The sequence below is a fragment of the Pseudomonas sp. MPB03 genome, from assembly GCF_046605385.1.
Lineage (GTDB): Bacteria > Pseudomonadota > Gammaproteobacteria > Pseudomonadales > Pseudomonadaceae > Aquipseudomonas > Aquipseudomonas zanjanensis.
Map to the genome: position 1 here is coordinate 2,426,004 of NZ_CP176770.1, position 16,449 is coordinate 2,442,452.

18 protein-coding genes and 3 tRNA genes are annotated in these 16,449 nt (G+C 59.5%); 13 read left to right on the forward strand and 8 right to left on the reverse strand.

The annotated features are described in order from the left end of the window. Nucleotides 1-20 precede the first annotated feature (20 nt). Entirely contained in the window at nucleotides 21-1,541 is a 1,521-nt protein-coding gene (locus tag ACLH0I_RS10735; protein WP_411387013.1) for a nucleobase:cation symporter-2 family protein, read from the forward strand. 110 nt (nucleotides 1,542-1,651) lie between these two features. Here the strand turns inward: ACLH0I_RS10735 and ACLH0I_RS10740 are convergent, their stop codons facing one another. Next, the gene (locus ACLH0I_RS10740; RefSeq protein ID WP_063322141.1) at nucleotides 1,652-2,002 is read right to left on the reverse strand and encodes a hypothetical protein; all 351 of its coding nucleotides are present in this window, start codon (nucleotides 2,000-2,002) and stop codon (nucleotides 1,652-1,654) included. A gap of 256 nt (nucleotides 2,003-2,258) precedes the next feature. Here ACLH0I_RS10740 and ACLH0I_RS10745 point away from each other — a divergent pair, with 256 nt between their 5' ends. After that, nucleotides 2,259-3,080, forward strand: coding sequence for a shikimate 5-dehydrogenase (locus ACLH0I_RS10745; RefSeq protein ID WP_411387014.1), 822 nt, complete (start codon nucleotides 2,259-2,261; stop codon nucleotides 3,078-3,080). A gap of 6 nt (nucleotides 3,081-3,086) precedes the next feature. Here the strand turns inward: ACLH0I_RS10745 and ACLH0I_RS10750 are convergent, their stop codons facing one another. Further along, nucleotides 3,087-3,734: a YceH family protein gene (locus ACLH0I_RS10750; RefSeq protein ID WP_411387015.1), complete on the reverse strand. Its 648-nt coding sequence runs from the start codon at nucleotides 3,732-3,734 to the stop codon at nucleotides 3,087-3,089. Between the two features lie 130 nt (nucleotides 3,735-3,864). On the opposite strand from ACLH0I_RS10750, the gene ACLH0I_RS10755 reads away from it, so the two are divergent. After that, the gene (locus tag ACLH0I_RS10755) at nucleotides 3,865-4,374 is read left to right on the forward strand and encodes a DUF1993 family protein (protein WP_186708319.1); all 510 of its coding nucleotides are present in this window, start codon (nucleotides 3,865-3,867) and stop codon (nucleotides 4,372-4,374) included. Nucleotides 4,375-4,596: 222 nt separating this feature from the next. Here ACLH0I_RS10755 and sstT read toward each other — a convergent pair whose 3' ends face one another. Continuing rightward, the gene (gene sstT, locus ACLH0I_RS10760) at nucleotides 4,597-5,829 is read right to left on the reverse strand and encodes a serine/threonine transporter SstT (RefSeq protein WP_411387016.1); all 1,233 of its coding nucleotides are present in this window, start codon (nucleotides 5,827-5,829) and stop codon (nucleotides 4,597-4,599) included. A 282-nt stretch (nucleotides 5,830-6,111) separates the two neighbouring features. On the opposite strand from sstT, the gene ACLH0I_RS10765 reads away from it, so the two are divergent. Beyond that, a complete protein-coding gene (locus tag ACLH0I_RS10765; RefSeq protein WP_186708323.1) occupies nucleotides 6,112-7,272 on the forward strand; it encodes an MFS transporter in 1,161 nt (386 codons plus the stop codon). Here the strand turns inward: ACLH0I_RS10765 and nhaR are convergent. Further along, nucleotides 7,269-8,165 carry a transcriptional activator NhaR gene (gene nhaR, locus ACLH0I_RS10770; protein ID WP_092472701.1) on the reverse strand — a complete coding sequence of 299 codons (897 nt, stop codon included), beginning with the start codon at nucleotides 8,163-8,165 and terminating at the stop codon, nucleotides 7,269-7,271. The two genes, ACLH0I_RS10765 and nhaR, sit on opposite strands and share 4 nt — an antisense overlap. A 138-nt stretch (nucleotides 8,166-8,303) precedes the next feature. Between nhaR and ACLH0I_RS10775 the strand changes: the two genes are divergently transcribed. Then, nucleotides 8,304-8,555, forward strand: coding sequence for a hypothetical protein (locus ACLH0I_RS10775; RefSeq protein WP_024619156.1), 252 nt, complete (start codon nucleotides 8,304-8,306; stop codon nucleotides 8,553-8,555). Between the two features lie 26 nt (nucleotides 8,556-8,581). Next, nucleotides 8,582-9,331, forward strand: a complete 750-nt coding sequence (locus ACLH0I_RS10780) for a TerC family protein (RefSeq protein WP_053120828.1) — start codon at nucleotides 8,582-8,584, stop codon at nucleotides 9,329-9,331. Nucleotides 9,332-9,418: 87 nt separating this feature from the next. On the opposite strand, the gene ACLH0I_RS10785 is transcribed toward ACLH0I_RS10780, so the two are convergent. Further along, a complete protein-coding gene (locus ACLH0I_RS10785; RefSeq protein ID WP_411387017.1) occupies nucleotides 9,419-9,583 on the reverse strand; it encodes a hypothetical protein in 165 nt (54 codons plus the stop codon). Between the two features lie 224 nt (nucleotides 9,584-9,807). Between ACLH0I_RS10785 and ACLH0I_RS10790 the strand changes: the two genes are divergently transcribed. Both ACLH0I_RS10790 and ACLH0I_RS10795 read left to right on the forward strand, forming a co-directional pair. Then, the gene (locus ACLH0I_RS10790; RefSeq protein WP_411387018.1) at nucleotides 9,808-10,485 is read left to right on the forward strand and encodes a peptidase C39 family protein; all 678 of its coding nucleotides are present in this window, start codon (nucleotides 9,808-9,810) and stop codon (nucleotides 10,483-10,485) included. A 101-nt stretch (nucleotides 10,486-10,586) separates the two neighbouring features. Then, nucleotides 10,587-10,781: a DUF6021 family protein gene (locus ACLH0I_RS10795; protein WP_186708331.1), complete on the forward strand. Its 195-nt coding sequence runs from the start codon at nucleotides 10,587-10,589 to the stop codon at nucleotides 10,779-10,781. 374 nt (nucleotides 10,782-11,155) lie between these two features. On the opposite strand, the gene pbpG is transcribed toward ACLH0I_RS10795, so the two are convergent. Together pbpG and folD are read right to left on the reverse strand one after the other, a co-directional pair. After that, nucleotides 11,156-12,094, reverse strand: a complete 939-nt coding sequence (gene pbpG / locus ACLH0I_RS10800) for a D-alanyl-D-alanine endopeptidase (protein ID WP_411387489.1) — start codon at nucleotides 12,092-12,094, stop codon at nucleotides 11,156-11,158. 340 nt (nucleotides 12,095-12,434) lie between these two features. Further along, nucleotides 12,435-13,289, reverse strand: a complete 855-nt coding sequence (gene folD, locus ACLH0I_RS10805; protein ID WP_053120836.1) for a bifunctional methylenetetrahydrofolate dehydrogenase/methenyltetrahydrofolate cyclohydrolase FolD — start codon at nucleotides 13,287-13,289, stop codon at nucleotides 12,435-12,437. 281 nt (nucleotides 13,290-13,570) lie between these two features. Between folD and ACLH0I_RS10810 the strand changes: the two genes are divergently transcribed. From ACLH0I_RS10810 to ACLH0I_RS10820, 3 genes are all read left to right on the forward strand, one after another. Next, nucleotides 13,571-13,647, forward strand: a tRNA-Arg gene (locus tag ACLH0I_RS10810). Between the two features lie 41 nt (nucleotides 13,648-13,688). Then, nucleotides 13,689-13,764 (forward strand) — tRNA-His (locus ACLH0I_RS10815). A gap of 58 nt (nucleotides 13,765-13,822) precedes the next feature. Further along, nucleotides 13,823-13,907: transfer RNA gene (locus ACLH0I_RS10820), tRNA-Leu, on the forward strand. A gap of 9 nt (nucleotides 13,908-13,916) precedes the next feature. On the opposite strand, the gene ACLH0I_RS10825 is transcribed toward ACLH0I_RS10820, so the two are convergent. After that, a complete protein-coding gene (locus ACLH0I_RS10825; RefSeq protein ID WP_411387019.1) occupies nucleotides 13,917-14,066 on the reverse strand; it encodes a hypothetical protein in 150 nt (49 codons plus the stop codon). A 264-nt stretch (nucleotides 14,067-14,330) separates the two neighbouring features. Between ACLH0I_RS10825 and tig the strand changes: the two genes are divergently transcribed. After that, a complete protein-coding gene (tig, locus tag ACLH0I_RS10830; protein ID WP_122568033.1) occupies nucleotides 14,331-15,641 on the forward strand; it encodes a trigger factor in 1,311 nt (436 codons plus the stop codon). A 93-nt stretch (nucleotides 15,642-15,734) separates the two neighbouring features. Then, entirely contained in the window at nucleotides 15,735-16,370 is a 636-nt protein-coding gene (clpP, locus tag ACLH0I_RS10835; protein WP_186609760.1) for an ATP-dependent Clp endopeptidase proteolytic subunit ClpP, read from the forward strand. Nucleotides 16,371-16,449: the final 79 nt, after the last annotated feature.

Sequence of the window (16,449 nt, forward strand, 5' to 3'; positions counted from 1 at the left end):
AAACAGGGAATCCCCGAACCATGAAAACGCCCCATGTTTCACTCCCACGGCCCGAGGACGAAAACCTCGGCGTCGGCGCGAATATGGCTTATGGCCTGCAACATGTGTTGACCATGTACGGTGGCATCGTCGCCGTGCCGTTGATCATCGGCCAGGCGGCCGGGCTTTCGCCGGCGGACATCGGTCTGTTGATTGCCGCGTCGTTGTTCGCGGGAGGCCTGGCCACCTTGCTGCAAACCCTCGGCCTGCCGTTTTTCGGCTGCCAACTGCCCTTGGTGCAGGGCGTATCGTTTTCGGGCGTCGCGACCATGGTGGCGATTGTCGGCAGTGGCGGGGAGGGGGGCTTTCAAGCCATCCTCGGCGCGGTGATCGCAGCGTCCCTGATTGGTTTGCTGATCACTCCGGTGTTTTCTCGCATCACCCGGTTCTTTCCGCCACTGGTCACGGGCATTGTGATTACCACCATCGGCTTGACCTTGATGCCGGTGGCGGCGCGTTGGGCGATGGGCGGCAACAGCCACGCCGCCGATTTCGGCAGCATGGCCAACATTGGCTTGGCCGCGGTGACCCTGGTGCTGGTACTGCTGCTGAGCAAGATGGGCAGCGCAACCATCTCGCGGTTGTCGATTCTGTTGGCGATGGTCATTGGTACGGTCATCGCGGTGTTCCTCGGCATGGCGGACTTTTCGTCGGTCAGCCAAGGCCCGATGTTCGGTTTCCCGACACCGTTCCATTTCGGCATGCCGACGTTCCATATCGCCGCGATCCTGTCGATGTGCATTGTGATCATGGTGACCTTGGTGGAAACCTCCGCCGACATCCTGGCGGTGGGCGAGATCATCGACACCAAGGTCGATTCGAGGCGCCTGGGCAATGGTCTGCGGGCCGACATGCTGTCGAGCATGATCGCGCCGATCTTCGGTTCCTTCACCCAGAGTGCCTTCGCCCAGAACGTCGGGCTGGTGGCCGTCACCGGGATCAAGAGCCGTTTCGTGGTGGCAACCGGCGGGGTATTCCTGGTAGTACTCGGCCTGCTGCCGTTCATGGGCCGTGTGATCGCCGCGGTGCCGACTTCGGTGCTGGGCGGTGCCGGCATCGTATTGTTTGGCACGGTGGCGGCCAGTGGCATTCGCACCCTGTCGAAAGTCGACTACCGCAACAACGTCAACCTGATCATCGTCGCCACTTCTATCGGCTTCGGCATGATTCCCATCGCCGCACCGAACTTCTACGATCATTTCCCGAGCTGGTTCGCGACCATCTTCCATTCGGGCATCAGTTCTTCGGCGATCATGGCGATCATGCTGAACCTGGCGTTCAACCACTTCACCACGGGCAATTCCGACCAGCAGTCAGTCTTCGCCGCCGGCACCGAGCGGGTGTTGCGCTATCAGGACTTGGCGGCGCTGCGCGAAGGCGATTATTTCAGCGACGGCAAGCTGCATGATTGTGACGGCAACGAGATTCCCGTGGTGGCAGAGCCTGTTCACGAACCGGCGGAACATGGGCCGACCCGACTGAAAAGCAGCGAGCACGTCTGACAAAGCCCTGTGGCGAGGGAGCAAGCTCCCTCCCCACATGGTTTATCCAGCGGACATGAAAAAGCCTGTGATCAATGATCACAGGCTTTTTTGTGTTACTCGGAGGCGGGTTACCAACGGCCGTAATGACCCCGGGGTGGGCCATAGTAGTAGCCCCGTGGTGGCCCGTAATACACCGGTGCCGGGCGATAGTAGATTGGCCGCTCTACATACACCGGCTGCGGTTGGTAATAGACCGGCGGTGGTGCCTGGTAGTAGACCGGTTGCGGTTGCACGTAGACCGGTTGCTGCACATACACCGGACGATCACGGTTGATGATGGCCGAGCCGACAATGGCCGAACCGACGATGGCACCAAACACGGCGGGCCCCTCCCAACCACCACGACCGTGGGCGGATGCCTGGCCGGTGACCGCGAGTGCCCCCATGAGCAGGGCGATGATGGGAAGTCTACGATTCATGGCTGTTCCTCGTTTCGGCCCCGGCGCCTGTGGTCTGCTACAGACCCGATGAGCATCGCGGGGATACTGCTATGACAGCGATTTTCTCAGGATTTGCGCCGCCGTTGGGTAAATATTGTGTAAGGTCTGTAGCGCTTTTTTTACCGCGCTGCGTCATCCAGCAGCCTGGATCTGGCCGGACCTGGCGGTATCATCATCCAATAGATCTTTCGGGGCGGCGTTCCGTTTGTCCGAAAGTGAATGCAAGGAGACACGCATGCAGATCAACCCCAACAAAGACACCCAGCTGTGCATGTCGCTCTCGGGGCGTCCCGGAAACTTTGGCCTGCGCTTTCATAACCATTTGTATGAGCAACTGGGCCTGAACTTCTATTACAAGGCGTTCAGCAGCCAGGACCTGCCTGGCGCGGTGGGCGGTATCCGTGCCTTGGGTATTCGTGGCTGCGGCGTGTCGATGCCGTTCAAGGAAGCCTGCATCGCCCTGGTGGACGAGTTGGACCCTTCCGCTGCCGCGATCCAGTCGATTAACACCATCGTCAATACCAACGGTCATCTGAAGGCCTACAACACCGACTACATTGCCATTGCCCAATTGTTGCAAAGCCACGCCGTGCCCAAGGACTCGACCTTTGCCCTGCGCGGCAGCGGCGGCATGGCCAAGGCGGTGGCCAGTGCCTTGCGCGATGGTGGCTACAGAAACGGGCTGATCGTCGCCCGCAATGAAGCCGCAGGGCGAGCCTTGGCCGAATCCCTGGGGTATGAATGGCAAGCTGAACTGGGTGCGCGACGGCCGCAGATGCTGATCAACGTCACGCCGATCGGCATGACCGGCGGCCCGGAAGCCGACCAGTTGGCGTTCGAGCCCGAGACCATCGCCGCCGCCGAGACCGTGTTCGACGTGGTGGCGATCCCATCGGAAACGCCCCTGATCGTGCGCGCCCGGGCCGAAGGCAAACGGGTCATCACCGGGTTGGAAGTCATTGCTATCCAGGCCCTGGAGCAATTCGTGCTGTACACCGGCGTGCGGCCCAACCTGGAGCAATTCGAAAAAGCCGTCGCTTTCGCCCGGTCCGCGTAGGCGCTGCTATTCCAGCCGCGCCAGGCGTTCTTCCAGTGCGGCGATCCGCGCTTCGAGCTCTTCGATGCGCTCCAGCGAGACACCGCCGCCCGCGCCACGCTCCACCGGATGCTGGCGGGCGGCGAGAATCGCTTCGATGTCCGCCGGATCGCCCATGGCGTGCACATAGCGGTCCTCGCGCTGGCCGGCCTGGCGTGGCACCAGCAGCGCCAGTCCCCGGGAGATCAGGCGTTCGAGCTGGTGCACCACTTGCTCGGCGTCTTCAAAATCGTGCATCCGTCCGCTGCGGGTCAGCAACTCATTGACCGTTTGCGGGCCACGCAGGAACAGCAAGCCCATCAGGACCACTTGGGCCGGCACCAGCTCCAGGGCTTTGTCGACCCGATGTTCCCAGCGGTCGGCGCGGCTGCCCATCACCAGTTTGGTAAAACCGCGACCTTCCAGCGCCCGCAGGCTCTGGCCGACCTGGCCGGGGTTGAGGTTCATCACCGGTTCGCGGCTGGTTTTCTGGTTGCAGGCCAGTACCAGGGCGTTGAGGGTCAGCGGGTAGGTCTCGGGGTTGGTGGCCTGTTTCTCGACCAGCGCGCCGAGGATGCGGATTTCCGTGCTATTGAGCCGTGGTTCTTCAGCCTGCTGTTGTTCTTCGATGCTCATCGCGCGTTCCCTATGCTGTGGAAGCCGCCTAGCCTAATCCTTGCGCAATAAAAGACAAGCCGTGCAACCAGCCGTGGCTATAATCGCTGCCGTTTGATTCATTCTTTCCTGCCACCTGCATGAGATTGCCATGACTATTTCCCTGTACGCCGCTTCCGTCCCGGTTTTCAAGCAGATGCTCAACGCGTTGAGCGACGTTCTGAACAAGGCCGAAGCCCACGCCACCGCGAAAAACATCGACCCGAACGCTTTCCTGCAAGCCCGCCTGTACCCGGACATGTTCCCGCTGGTGCGCCAGGTGCAGATCGCGGTGGATTTCGCCAAGGGTGTGTCCGCGCGCCTGGCCGAGATTGAAGTGCCGAAATATGACGACAGCGAGACCACGTTCGCCGAGCTGCAAGCCCTGATCGCCAAGGTATTGGCCTTTATCGATGGCATCGCCCCTGCGCAGATCGATGGCAAGGAAGGCATCGAAATCGTTACCCGTCCGGGGACGCCGAAGGAGAAACGCTTCAGTGGCCAGAACTACCTGCTGACCTACGGCCTGCCGCAGTTCTTCTTCCATGTCACCACCACCTACGCATTGCTGCGCCACAATGGCGTGGAAGTGGGCAAGCGTGACTACATGGGCGCGTTCTAACCCCGCCGGCATGAAAAAGCCCGGGACGGTTTGGGCCGTTCCCGGGCTTTTTTGTGGCTGCAGTCTAGGTGGTTAAGCATGCTAATTGGAGGTGAGCGATCTGGCGCTATCGCGAGCAGGCTCGCTCCCACAAGGTTTTGCGGCTGACACAGATCCACTGTGGGAGCGAGCCTGCTCGCGATGAGGGCAGCACCGACACCGCAAGATTCAGTTCCTTCCTGATTACGCCGTACGCGCCAGCTTCGCTTCCTCACCCAGGCACGCCGCCGCCGTGAACAGCACATCCGTCGACGAGTTCAACGCCGTTTCCGCCGAGTCCTGCAGGACACCGATGATGAAACCCACAGCGACCACTTGCATGGCGATCTCACTGGGAATGCCAAACAGGCTGCACGCCAGGGGAATCAGCAACAGCGAACCGCCGGCCACCCCGGACGCACCGCAGGCGCAAATGGCGGCGACAACGCTCAGCAGCACGGCTGTTGGCAGGTCAACTGCAATACCCAAGGTATGTACGGCGGCCAGGGTCAGTACGGTGATGGTGATGGCAGCGCCGGCCATGTTGATGGTCGCGCCCAGTGGGATCGACACCGAATAGGTGTCTTCGTGCAGGCCCAGGCGTTTGCTCAGTTCCAGGTTCACCGGGATATTCGCCGCCGAGCTGCGGGTGAAAAACGCTGTGATGCCACTCTCGCGCAGGCAGGTGAACACCAGCGGGTAAGGGTTGCGACGCAGCTTCCAGAGCACGATGAGTGGGTTGACCACCAACGCCACGAACAGCATGCAACCGATCAGCACAGTGAGCAGGTGCAGGTAGCCGAGCAGGGCGCCGAAGCCGGACGTGGCCAGGGTCGAGGCCACCAGCCCGAAGATCCCCAGCGGGGCGAAGCGGATCACCAGGCGCACGATCACGGTCACGCCGTTGGACAGGTCTTCGAGCACGGTGCGCGTGGTCTGGCCAGCATGGCGAATGGCGATGCCCATGCCGATGGCCCAGGCCAGGATACCGATGAAGTTACCGTCCATCAGTGCCCGGACCGGGTTATCCACCACGCTCAGCAACAGGCTTTGCAGCACTTCGCTGATGCCACCGGGCGCGGTGACTGCGACGTCTTGGGTCGATAGCACCAGGCTGGACGGAAACAGCGTACTGGCGACCACCGCGACCACCGCCGCGGCGAACGTGCCCAGCAGGTAGAGGAACAGGATGGGGCGGATATGGGTTTCCTGGCCGTGCTTGTGGTTGGCAATCGACGCCATGACCAGCACGAACACCAGGATCGGTGCCACGGCCTTGAGCGCGGACACGAAGACCTTGCCGATGAAGGCGGTGGACTTGGCCAGGTCGGGCGCCAGCCATGCCAGGACAATACCGGCGATCAGGCCAATGATGATTTGCGTCACCAGGCTGGTGCGTTTAAGGCGTTGCAAAGGGGTAACGGACGAAGCTGTCATAGCGGCATCTCTGATTTTATTGTGTTCAACGGTCGACAGATCAGGGCAACAAGCGGGCAGGCCACATGAGCGGACCGAGAGAAAGTACGGCGTTTGCAGGCCGCGGACTTTAGCACAGCCGGTGAAAAATCTGACGGACCTGTGACAGTCCGTCACCCTTATCCGGGCCATGCCGAGCGTTTGTATGACGCGCGCATTCTGTTAGGCTTTGTCACTCTCACTTTTTTTCCGCCAGCGGGCCCCAGGGCTAACGCTGGTGTCGTCGTTTTGCTGGAGTTCTACATGTTGCTACCCATCTTCCTGCTGTCGGCCGCCGGTTTCACCGTGCTGACCACGGAATTCGTCATCGTCGGCCTGTTGCCCTCCATCGCTCGCGACCTGCACGTCAGCATTCCCCAGGCCGGGCTGCTGGTGACGTTGTTCGCGTTTACGGTGGCGGCGTTCGGGCCGTTCCTCACGGCCTGGTTCGCCCGCTTCGAGCGGCGCAAGCTGTTTATCAGCGTGCTGGTGATGTTCGGCCTGGCCAACCTGCTGGCCACCTTTGCCCCCAACATTTGGGTAATGGCCCTTGCCCGATTGATCCCGGCCCTGGGCTTGCCTGTGTTCTGGGCGCTGGCCAGTGAAACGGCGGTGGACATTGTCGGGCCGCAACTGGCCGGGCGGGCTATCGCCCGGATCGGCTTCGGCATCGTCTGTGCCACCGTGTTCGGCATTCCAGTGGGCACGTTGATCGCCGATGCGTTTGGCTGGCGCAGTGCCTTCGCGATCCTGGCGGTCATTGCCTTCGCCAAGGCCTTGTTGCTGTTTATTTATTTGCCGAAAACCAACTTGCACCAGCATCAGGTGAGCTTCCGTTCGCAATTGAAGATCCTGCGCAGCCCGTTGATGCAAGGGCACGTGCTGTTGTCGATCCTGGTGTTCAGCGGCATGTTCACCGCCTACACCTATCTGGCGGATATCCTCGAACGCCTCGCCGGATTCGATGGCACCCTGGTGGGCTGGTGCCTGATGGGCTTCGGCGCCGTCGGGCTGTTGGGCAACTCCTTGGGCGGCCGTGCGGTGGACCGGCATCCGCTGATCGCGTCGATGGTGTTCTGCCTGTTCCTGATCGGCGGCATGGTGGCGTTGGTCCCAAGCATCCATTCACCCCTCGCGCTGGCGGCGGCGATGGGCATCTGGGGCGTGACCCAGGCCGCGTTGTTCCTGGTCAGCCATGTGCGGTTGATGAAGGCAGCCCCGCAGGCCCCGGCGTTTGCCGCCTCGTTGAACATCGCCGGGGCCAACCTGGGGATTGGCCTGGGGGCGATGATCGGTGGCCGGGTCATCGATACCCTGGGCTTGGGCAGTGTCGGGTTCGCGGCCGCCGGGTTCATCTTCGTCTCGATTCTGCTGGCGTTGCTCCTGATGACTTTCAAGCCCCGCGCGACTTGCCTGGATAGCTAAGCGCTGAACAACTCGCGACGGGCGCCTTCGGCAATCGCAACGATGCCAGGATGGCTGACCTTGCGTTCCACCGAAATGGCGTAGAAGGATTCACTCACCGCATCGGTCTGGCCGATCACTTCTACGCCGTACTGACGCTTGACCTCTTCGGCGATCACGCTCGGGCCGATGAAAATCCCACTGCCTGATTGACCAAAGGCCTGCATCAAGGCGCTGTCGTCGAACTCGCCGACGATGCGCGGTTGGATCTGTTGCTCGGCGAACCAGCGTTGCAAGCGGCTGCGCACCACGGTTTCCGGCCCGGGAATCAGCAGCGGAGCGTCATTGAGGCCATGGGGGAAATCCTGCCCGTAGCGTTCGGCCAGCGCGGCGGTGGCAAAAAAACTGATCCCGCATTCCCCCAGTTTCTGGCTGTAGCCCTTGATGTCCAGGTGGGTTGGCATCGGGCTGTCGGAAATCACCAGGTCCAGGCGCTGGATCGCCAGGTCCGCCAGCAGCCGTTCGAGCTTGTCCTCGCGACAGGTGATGCGCAGCGGCTCACTCAACTCCATGGTCGGCGCCAACAGCCGATAGACGATGGACTTGGGCACCACATCCGCCACTCCGACCCGGAACAGGGTTTGCTGCTCGTTGGGCTGGGCCCTCAGCATCAATTCCAGCTCACCGCCCAACTGGAACATGTGTTCGGCGTAGGGCAGTGTCTGGCGGCCGGCTTCGGTCAGTTCCAACTGCCGCCCGACACGACGAAACAATTTGATGTTATAGGTTTGCTCGAACAGGGAAATCTGCCCGCTGATAGTCTGTGGGGTCAGGTTCAACTGCTCGCACGCCCGCACGATGCTGCCGGTTTTCGCCACGACCCAAAAGTAATGCAGTTGTCGATAATTGAGCATGGGTTCACATTGCTTCGTAAAAACCGAAGTATAACCGCTGAAAATACGAATTTTCCTGAAGTATTCGTCTCTCTAGAATGCCTGGCCATTGGTGGGCCACTTTCGAGCTCCTTCTATTCTTCAAGAGGCATTTATTCCATGACCTATAAATCCCTGGGGCTTGCAGCCCTGTTGGTGATGTCGGCAACGACACTGGCGGGCTGTGAACAGGCTGAAAAAAGTGCCCAGCAGTTAATGGGGCAGGCTGCGGAAACCGCCAAGCAGGCCATCGACGATACCCATAAGGCCGCCGAACAGGCGATCAGCGAAGCCACCGGCGGCTTGATCAGCCCGAAGAAAGAGCCAGCGGACGAAGCTGACGAAACACAAACCCCTACCAAAACCATCTAACGCGTCACATCAGTCAGGACTGACCCATGGATTATCTTTTACAGCTCGCCGCCAGCCCCACCGCGTGGATCGCCCTGGCGACTCTGGTCGTGATGGAAATCGTGCTTGGCATCGATAACCTGATCTTCATTTCGATTCTGACCAACAAGCTGCCCGAACAGCATCGTGCCAAGGCGCGGCGGATCGGTATCGGCATGGCGCTGATCCTGCGCTTGGGCCTGTTGAGCACGATTGCCTTTATTGTGCAGTTGACCGAACCGGTCATCGAAATCCTCGGCCAGGCGTTCTCCTGGAAAGACATGATCCTGATCGCCGGCGGCCTGTTCCTGCTGTGGAAAGCGACCACTGAAATCCACCACAGCATGGACCCGGCGCCGAATGATCCCAAGTCGGCCACGTCCGGTGTGACCCTGGGCTTTGCCGCGGCCATCGGTCAGATCCTGATGTTGGACCTGGTGTTCTCCATCGACAGCATCATCACTGCCGTGGGTATGACCGAGCATTTGCCGATCATGATCATCGCCGTCGTCGTATCGGTGCTGGTGATGCTGCTGGCGGCCGAACCGCTCGCCAAGTTCATCAATGACAACCCGACGGTGGTCATGCTGGCCCTGGGCTTCCTGATCATGATCGGCATGACGCTGATCGCTGAAGGTTTCGGCGCCCATGTACCGAAAGGCTATATCTATGCGGCCATGGCGTTCTCGGCGGCGATCGAGGTGTTGAACATGTTGTCCCGCAGGGCCAAGGAAAAGGCGCTGCCCGACAACGCCTGATTCCAGGCAGCAGGCAGAAGCCACCCGGGTCCAGGCCCGGGTGGCTTTTTTTTTGGATTTGAGAACGATGGGTTTGAAGGTGATGGGTCAGTGCGCGGCGGCGTGGTGCCGGGCAGGTTTGGCGGTTTTTCCCGATGGCGCAGGTGGCGCGTGATGGTGGCGTCGAGCGATTCGAAGCACCCCCCACAGCATGGCCGTGGCTACGCTCAGCCAGCCGAATATCAGCATCAGGATTGTCGTCGTCAGGCTCATTTGTGCCTCCTTCTATCCCCGGTTCGGGATAACGCACCCAGTACAATGGACAGTCTAGTCGCTCAAGTGTTGCAGCTTGTCGATGTATGGCGCTGGGGTATGGATCGGTTCGTTCTATCGCCCTTTTAAAACGATTGTTATGGCTATACCCAGGGCTGTGCGCACCTTATGATCGTCGACCCACGCCTGGCCCGGATGCCGGGTACCTGAACAAGAGAGTCATCATGTCGCCAGTCATTCCATCGTTTCGATCATTGGTACTGGCGGTGTCCTGCCTCGTCGCCCTGGCGGGTTGCGCGGGCAGCGTATCGCCGCAGATCCAGCGCCTGCCCGAACGGGTAGAACTCAACAGCGTGCCGTTCTATCGTGGCGAAATGCACCAGGGCGCCCCGCAATCCCTGGCCGCCTTGCTGACGTTGCAAGGCACCGTGATCACTCCAGGTCTGTTGGAAAAACCCCTGCACCTACCCGGTGGCGAAGCCCATTTGCAGAAAAATATGCAAACACTGGCGCGCGAGTACGGGCTGCTGGTGTATCCCCTCGACGCCAAGCTGCCCGCGCTGTTGGAGCAGGTCGCGGCGGGTTATCCGGTGCTGGTGCGCTATGTCGATGGTTCGGCGTTTTGGGCCGCGCCTCGGTATGGGATTCTTGCCGGCTACAATCGCCAGAAGCAGACGGTGTTGTTGCGTGCAGGCATGAATCGTCGGCAGTTGATGAGTTTCAGTGCCTTCGAGTCGGCCTTCCAGAGCGCGGGTGGCTGGGCGGTGCTGGTTCAGCGCCCCACGCAGCTTCCGGCCAATGTCGACTCACAGCGTTGGTTGAAAGCGGCGGCCGATCTGGCCGGGGCAGGGCAGGAGCAAGCGGCGGCGCGGGCCACCAAGGCGCTCAGCGCCGCCCATTGATCGTTCATCCCGTTCGTCACTTGCCGGGCACGACCTGGCAGGGCTGGGGCTCTTATCGTCAGGGTTGGGCATTTTTCCGACCGTGATAGGAGGAGGCACGCATGGCACAGTCGAAAACACCTACGGGGCCACATTCATCCGAGCATTCCAGTGGTGATGATTTGGGGTTCGATCCGGACTCGCCGGACCTTGAGGATCCCCAGGTCGATCCGGTCGGGCCGGCCAAGGCGCCGCTGGATAAGAAGGATGAGCGAAAGCCTGAGCCTTATGATCCGCTGGGTGACTTGAAGCCATAGATTAAAAGGTCCCAGCGAGTTGGGTAATGCTGTTCATGGACGCGTAGTTTGGTGTGTAGATCCGTTTCTGCGGTAACGGCTACTGGCGGTTCCGCTCTTAAAGCGGGTCACTTTTGGAAGAGCGTCCAGATCAGGATCCAAAGCAAGAGCAAGAGCGGGGCACATGCCGGCATCTATGTGGCTGAGCCACCGCTATCGCGAGCAAGCTCGCTCCCACATTGGATCTTCAGCAGGCACAAAATTCATGTGCACCGCTCCCACAATGGGCCTTCAGTGAACACAAAACTTGTGAACACCCAAGATCATCTGTGGGAGCGAGCTTGCTCGCGATGAGGTTGGCATTACGACGAATCGGAGCTTTTTTGATTCGTGGATTACTTGGAGGCTTCCACCACCCCACTCTGGCGGCTCTTGAGATTCTTGGCGGCCTTGTATTGCAGGGCCACCGCCGGCACGGCGGCGCTTTTTCCGGTTTCCACCCAGCTACGAATCCGGCTGGCATCGGCGAAGTGCGTGTACTTGCCAAAGGCGTCGAGGATCACCAGCGCCATCGGGCGATTGCCCATCTTCGTTACCAGCACCAGGCAGTGGCCGGCTTGGTTGGTAAAGCCGGTCTTGGTCAACTGGATATCCCAGTTGGCCTTGTGAACCAAATGGTCGGTATTGCGAAACCCCAGGCTATACACCGGTTTGCGGAAGGTAACGGTCTTTTCCTTGGTCGTACTCAATTCGCTCAGGAGCGGGTACTTGCGGGCGGCGATCAGCAACTTGGTCAGGTCCCTGGCAGTGGAGACGTTGTTGATCGACAGGCCCGTCGGCTCGACGTAATGCGTGCTGGTCATGCCCAGCGCCTTGGCCTTGGCGTTCATGGCGGCAATGAACGCCGCATAGCCGCCCGGATAGTGGTGGGCGAGGCTGGCGGCGGCGCGGTTTTCCGAAGACATCAGGGCGATCAGCAAAACGTCCCGGCGTGACAGTTCGCTGTTGAGCTTGACCCGCGAAAACACCCCCTTCATCTCCGGAGTGTTGGCGATGGTGATGGAGATGTATTCATCCAGGTTCTGTTTGGCATCCAGCACGATCAGACCGGTCATCAACTTGGTCACCGAAGCGATCGGCACCACCACGTCGGGGTTGCTCGAATAGACGACTTTATCCGTCTGCAAGTCCAGCAACATCGCGCTGCCCGAGGCGACTTGTAGCTTGGTCGTGTCCCGAGGGGGCGCGATGGTTTCCTGTGCAACGACGTTTTGCGTGATAAAGCTGCCTGCGAAAGCGATGAACAGGCTGATGATCGAAAGATGGATTTTCACGCGAGTAGACTCGATGGAGTTGAAGGTGCCGTTGAGCAACGACTTAAAAAAACGTCGCATTCTAGGAGTATGGGCGACAGCAGCGCTATATGCCTGTACCGCCAGGGGTTGTGAATAAATAAAGTTTAATGAAGGGGGATTCTGGCGAATCGAATCTGAAAAATTCGTAGTTTGCGCGAGCCATGCAAGCGACCGACACCTGGCGGCTAAATCCCAATCACCAGAAACACTTGTGGGAGCGAGCTTGCTCGCGATAACGGTGTGTCAGTCAACCTGGAGGTTGGCCGGTCTACCGCTATCGCGAGCAAGCTCGCTCCCACAGGGGCTTTGTCGAGGGCTATCAGCTGTGCAGTGTTTCGGCCGCGTACAACGTGTTTTCCAGCAGGCAGGCGCGGGTCATCGGGCCTACGCCGCCAGGTACCGGGGTGATCCAGCCAGCGCGGGGCAGGGCGGTCTCGTAGACCACGTCGCCCACCAGCTTGCCGTCGTCCTGGCGATTGATGCCCACGTCGATGACGATGGCGCCCTCCTTGATCCACTCACCCCTGACCAGGCCGGGTTTGCCGGCGGCCACTACCACCAGGTCGGCACGGCCGACATGGCCGGCCAGGTCCTTGGTGAAGCGATGGGTCACGGTCACGGTGCAGCCGGCCAGCAGCAACTCCATGGCCATCGGGCGACCAACGATGTTGGACGCACCCACCACCACGGCATCAAGGCCATACAGGTCCACGCCAGTGCTTTCCAGCAAGGTCATGATGCCCTTGGGGGTGCAGGGGCGAAGCAGTGGGATACGCTGGGCCAGGCGGCCGACGTTATAAGGATGGAAGCCGTCGACGTCTTTGTCTGGACGGATACGCTCCAGCAGCTTGGAGGCGTCGAGGTGTTCAGGCAGCGGCAACTGGAGCAGAACACCGTCGATGTTCGGATCGTCGTTCAGGCGATCGATCAGATCGGCCAACGCTTGCTGGGTGGTTTCGGAAGGCAGGTCGTAGGCCTGGGAAAGGAAGCCGACCTCTTCACAGTCTTTACGCTTGTGCGAGACATAAACCTGAGAGGCAGGATCGCTGCCGACCAGGATCACCGCAAGGCCGGGCGTGCGCAGGCCTTGCTGGCGGCGCTCGGTGACTCGTTGGGCGATCTGCTGGCGCAGGCTGGCGGCGATCGATTTGCCGTCGATAAGTTGTGCAGTCATTGCGCGTGGTTAACCATCGAGAGGGGAAAAAAAGAGAGCGCATTCTCGCACGCCGGGGCGTGAGGGCAAAGGCGCTTGGTCTGCAAATTCCCCTAACCCCTTTAATTAAATGAATTTTTTTTAAAAAAGAGTTGACGACCTATCAGGCCGTCTATAACATTCGTCGCACTTGTCGGGCACAGCCTAGCACTGGTTAAGAAGGTCGAGCGGAGTTGGTTGTTTCAACTCGGCAAAACTGAAAGCACTTAGTTTGTAATCGTCCAAGAATACAGATTAAAAAGGCGCCCGTAGCTCAGCTGGATAGAGCATCCGCCTTCTAAGCGGATGGTCGCAGGTTCGAGTCCTGCCGGGTGCGCCAATTAGGCAGCTTTGGCACAAGTAAGGCAACAAGGCAATATGGTGGGCGTAGCTCAGTTGGTAGAGCACGGGATTGTGACTCCCGTTGTCGTGGGTTCGATCCCCATCGTCCACCCCATATTCTAGAAAGGCGCCAGATCTAACAATCTGGCGCCTTTGCTTTAAAAGCTTGATACGCGGATGTGGTGGAATTGGTAGACACACTGGATTTAGGTTCCAGCGCCGCAAGGTGTGAGAGTTCGAGTCTCTCCGTCCGCACCATACAAGTCGCTATTTAAATAGCAGAAAACGGCGCAGTACCTGAAAAGGGCTGCGCCGTTTTTGTTTTCGGTGGTTCTGTGTCTGGCGTCGGCGCTGTTTTTTGCGGTTGAGCGCAGCGGACGGTTTGTCGCGAATATGTTTCGTGATGATGCGTAGCATGCCCGTCGGTCTCCTTGTGGGGCGGGGCGCTGCGCGATCGGACAAGCCGCTTCTATATATAGAAGCGTTGGCGCAGAGCCCTGGACTGAATCGACTGTATTTGCAATCCGGGCGGGGCATGACCGTTTGTCCCGTCCTAAATCCGGCGCCTGTTTCCAGCGCGTTTTCAGTAGGGTGACTTCTTGAGTTTGACCTACTAGAATGCATGCCCTTGATTCTGGGGTCGGAAACGCCCGGCCAACGTCTGTGCAACGAGGAATATCCATGCAAGTTTCTGTTGAAAATACTTCTGCTCTTGAGCGCCGCATGAGCATCACCGTGCCGGCTGAGCGCATCGAGACTCAGGTCAACAAGCGTCTGCAGCAGACTGCCCAAAAGGCCAAAATCCCAGGTTTCCGCCCAGGCAAAGTGCCAATGAGCGTGATCCGTCAGCGTTACGAAGCTGATGCGCGTCAGGAAGCCGTGGGCGACGTGATCCAGTCTTCGTTCTACGAAGCGGTCGTCGAGCAGAAGCTGAACCCGGCCGGCGCTCCGTCCGTCGAGCCTAAAGTGCTGGAAAAAGGCAAGGACCTGGAATTCGTCGCTACTTTCGAAGTGTTCCCTGAGTTCACGGTTGCCGGTTTCGAATCCATCGCCGTCGAGCGCCTGAGCGCCGACGTGTCGGATGCCGACCTGGACAAGATGCTGGACATCCTGCGCAAGCAGAACACCCGTTTCGAAGTGACCGAGCGTGCTGCCCAGAACGAAGACCAACTGAACATCGATTTCGTCGGCAAGGTCGACGGTGAAGTGTTCGCTGGCGGTTCCGCCAAGGCTACCCAGCTGGTACTGGGCTCCGGTCGCATGATCCCTGGCTTCGAAGATGGCCTGGTTGGCGCCAAGGCCGGTGAAGAGCGCGTGCTGAACGTGACCTTCCCTGAGGACTACCAGAACCTGGACCTGGCTGGCAAAGCCGCCGAGTTCACCGTGACCGTCAACAGCGTTTCCGAGCCGAAACTGCCTGAGCTGAACGAAGAATTCTTCGCCCAGTTCGGCATCAAGGAAACCGGTCTGGAAGGTTTCCGCGCCGAAGTTCGCAAGAACATGGAGCGTGAACTGCGCCAAGCCATCAAGTCCAAGGTCAAGAACCAGGTCATGGACGGTCTGCTGGCTTCCAATCCGATCGAAGTGCCAAAGGCCCTGCTGGACAACGAAGTGAACCGTCTGCGCGTGCAGGCTGTTCAGCAGTTCGGCGGCAACATCAAGCCGGACCAACTGCCTGCCGAGCTGTTCGAAGAGCAAGCCAAGCGCCGCGTCGTGCTGGGCCTGATCGTCGCCGAAGTGGTCAAGCAGTTCGAACTCAAGCCTGACGAAGCCCGTGTTCGCGAGCTGATCCAGGAAATGGCCTCGGCCTACCAGGAACCTGAGCAAGTCGTGTCCTGGTACTACAAGAACGACCAGCAACTGAACGAAGTCCGTTCGGTTGTGCTGGAAGAACAAGTTGTGGATACTGTTCTGCAGAAAGCTAGCGTGACCGATAAAGCGGTCTCTTACGAAGAAGCGGTCAAGCCGGTGGAAGCTCCACAAGCCGATTGATGGTTCTGCGGTAAGAAATAAACACCCATAAGCCAGCCTTCGTGCTGGCTTATGCGTATTCAAGACATAACTATTTGGGAGTGACTGCGAGACATGTCCCGCAATTCTTTTTATCAGCAGAGCTCTGACATCCAGGCCGCAGGCGGCCTGGTCCCGATGGTTATCGAGCAGTCCGCCCGTGGCGAACGTGCCTATGACATCTACTCGCGTCTGCTCAAGGAACGCGTCATCTTTCTGGTGGGCCCGGTAGAGGACTACATGGCCAACCTGATCTGTGCGCAACTGTTGTTCCTTGAAGCCGAAAACCCGGACAAAGACATCCATCTCTATATCAACTCCCCGGGCGGTTCGGTGACGGCGGGCATGTCGATCTACGACACCATGCAGTTCATCAAGCCTAACGTTTCGACGACCTGTATCGGTCAGGCGTGCAGCATGGGCGCGTTTTTGCTGACTGCTGGTGCCCATGGCAAGCGTTATTGCCTGCCGAACTCGCGCGTGATGATTCACCAGCCACTGGGCGGTTTCCAGGGCCAGGCATCGGATATCGAAATCCATGCCAAGGAAATCCTCTTCATCCGCGAGCGCCTCAACACCTTGATGGCCAAGCACAGCGGGCGCACGCTTGAAGAAATCGAGCGCGATACCAATCGCGACAATTTCATGAGCGCTGAAGCCGCACGTGAATATGGTCTGATCGATGAAGTGATCAGCCAGCGCCCCGCTTAAAATAAGCAGCTCAAAATGAGGTTGATCGGCAGGTCCGATCACCTGCGGGCTTGAAAAAGCCCGCAATTGCCTTCATCTT

What these genes read in the sequence shown, in the direction of transcription:
- ACLH0I_RS10780 (WP_053120828.1), top strand. Translation starts at nt 8,582, where the DNA reads ATGGATTATCTTTTACAGCTCGCCGCCAGCCCCACCGCGTGGATCGCC.
- ACLH0I_RS10795 (WP_186708331.1), top strand. Translation starts at nt 10,587, where the DNA reads ATGGCACAGTCGAAAACACCTACGGGGCCACATTCATCCGAGCATTCC.
- ACLH0I_RS10765 (WP_186708323.1), top strand. Translation starts at nt 6,112, where the DNA reads ATGTTGCTACCCATCTTCCTGCTGTCGGCCGCCGGTTTCACCGTGCTG.
- ACLH0I_RS10785 (WP_411387017.1), bottom strand. Translation starts at nt 9,583, where the DNA reads ATGAGCCTGACGACGACAATCCTGATGCTGATATTCGGCTGGCTGAGC.
- sstT (WP_411387016.1), bottom strand. Translation starts at nt 5,829, where the DNA reads ATGACAGCTTCGTCCGTTACCCCTTTGCAACGCCTTAAACGCACCAGC.
- ACLH0I_RS10745 (WP_411387014.1), top strand. Translation starts at nt 2,259, where the DNA reads ATGCAGATCAACCCCAACAAAGACACCCAGCTGTGCATGTCGCTCTCG.
- ACLH0I_RS10735 (WP_411387013.1), top strand. Translation starts at nt 21, where the DNA reads ATGAAAACGCCCCATGTTTCACTCCCACGGCCCGAGGACGAAAACCTC.
- ACLH0I_RS10740 (WP_063322141.1), bottom strand. Translation starts at nt 2,002, where the DNA reads ATGAATCGTAGACTTCCCATCATCGCCCTGCTCATGGGGGCACTCGCG.
- ACLH0I_RS10790 (WP_411387018.1), top strand. Translation starts at nt 9,808, where the DNA reads ATGTCGCCAGTCATTCCATCGTTTCGATCATTGGTACTGGCGGTGTCC.
- ACLH0I_RS10825 (WP_411387019.1), bottom strand. Translation starts at nt 14,066, where the DNA reads ATGCTACGCATCATCACGAAACATATTCGCGACAAACCGTCCGCTGCG.
- ACLH0I_RS10750 (WP_411387015.1), bottom strand. Translation starts at nt 3,734, where the DNA reads ATGAGCATCGAAGAACAACAGCAGGCTGAAGAACCACGGCTCAATAGC.
- nhaR (WP_092472701.1), bottom strand. Translation starts at nt 8,165, where the DNA reads ATGCTCAATTATCGACAACTGCATTACTTTTGGGTCGTGGCGAAAACC.
- clpP (WP_186609760.1), top strand. Translation starts at nt 15,735, where the DNA reads ATGTCCCGCAATTCTTTTTATCAGCAGAGCTCTGACATCCAGGCCGCA.
- folD (WP_053120836.1), bottom strand. Translation starts at nt 13,289, where the DNA reads ATGACTGCACAACTTATCGACGGCAAATCGATCGCCGCCAGCCTGCGC.
- tig (WP_122568033.1), top strand. Translation starts at nt 14,331, where the DNA reads ATGCAAGTTTCTGTTGAAAATACTTCTGCTCTTGAGCGCCGCATGAGC.
- ACLH0I_RS10775 (WP_024619156.1), top strand. Translation starts at nt 8,304, where the DNA reads ATGACCTATAAATCCCTGGGGCTTGCAGCCCTGTTGGTGATGTCGGCA.
- ACLH0I_RS10755 (WP_186708319.1), top strand. Translation starts at nt 3,865, where the DNA reads ATGACTATTTCCCTGTACGCCGCTTCCGTCCCGGTTTTCAAGCAGATG.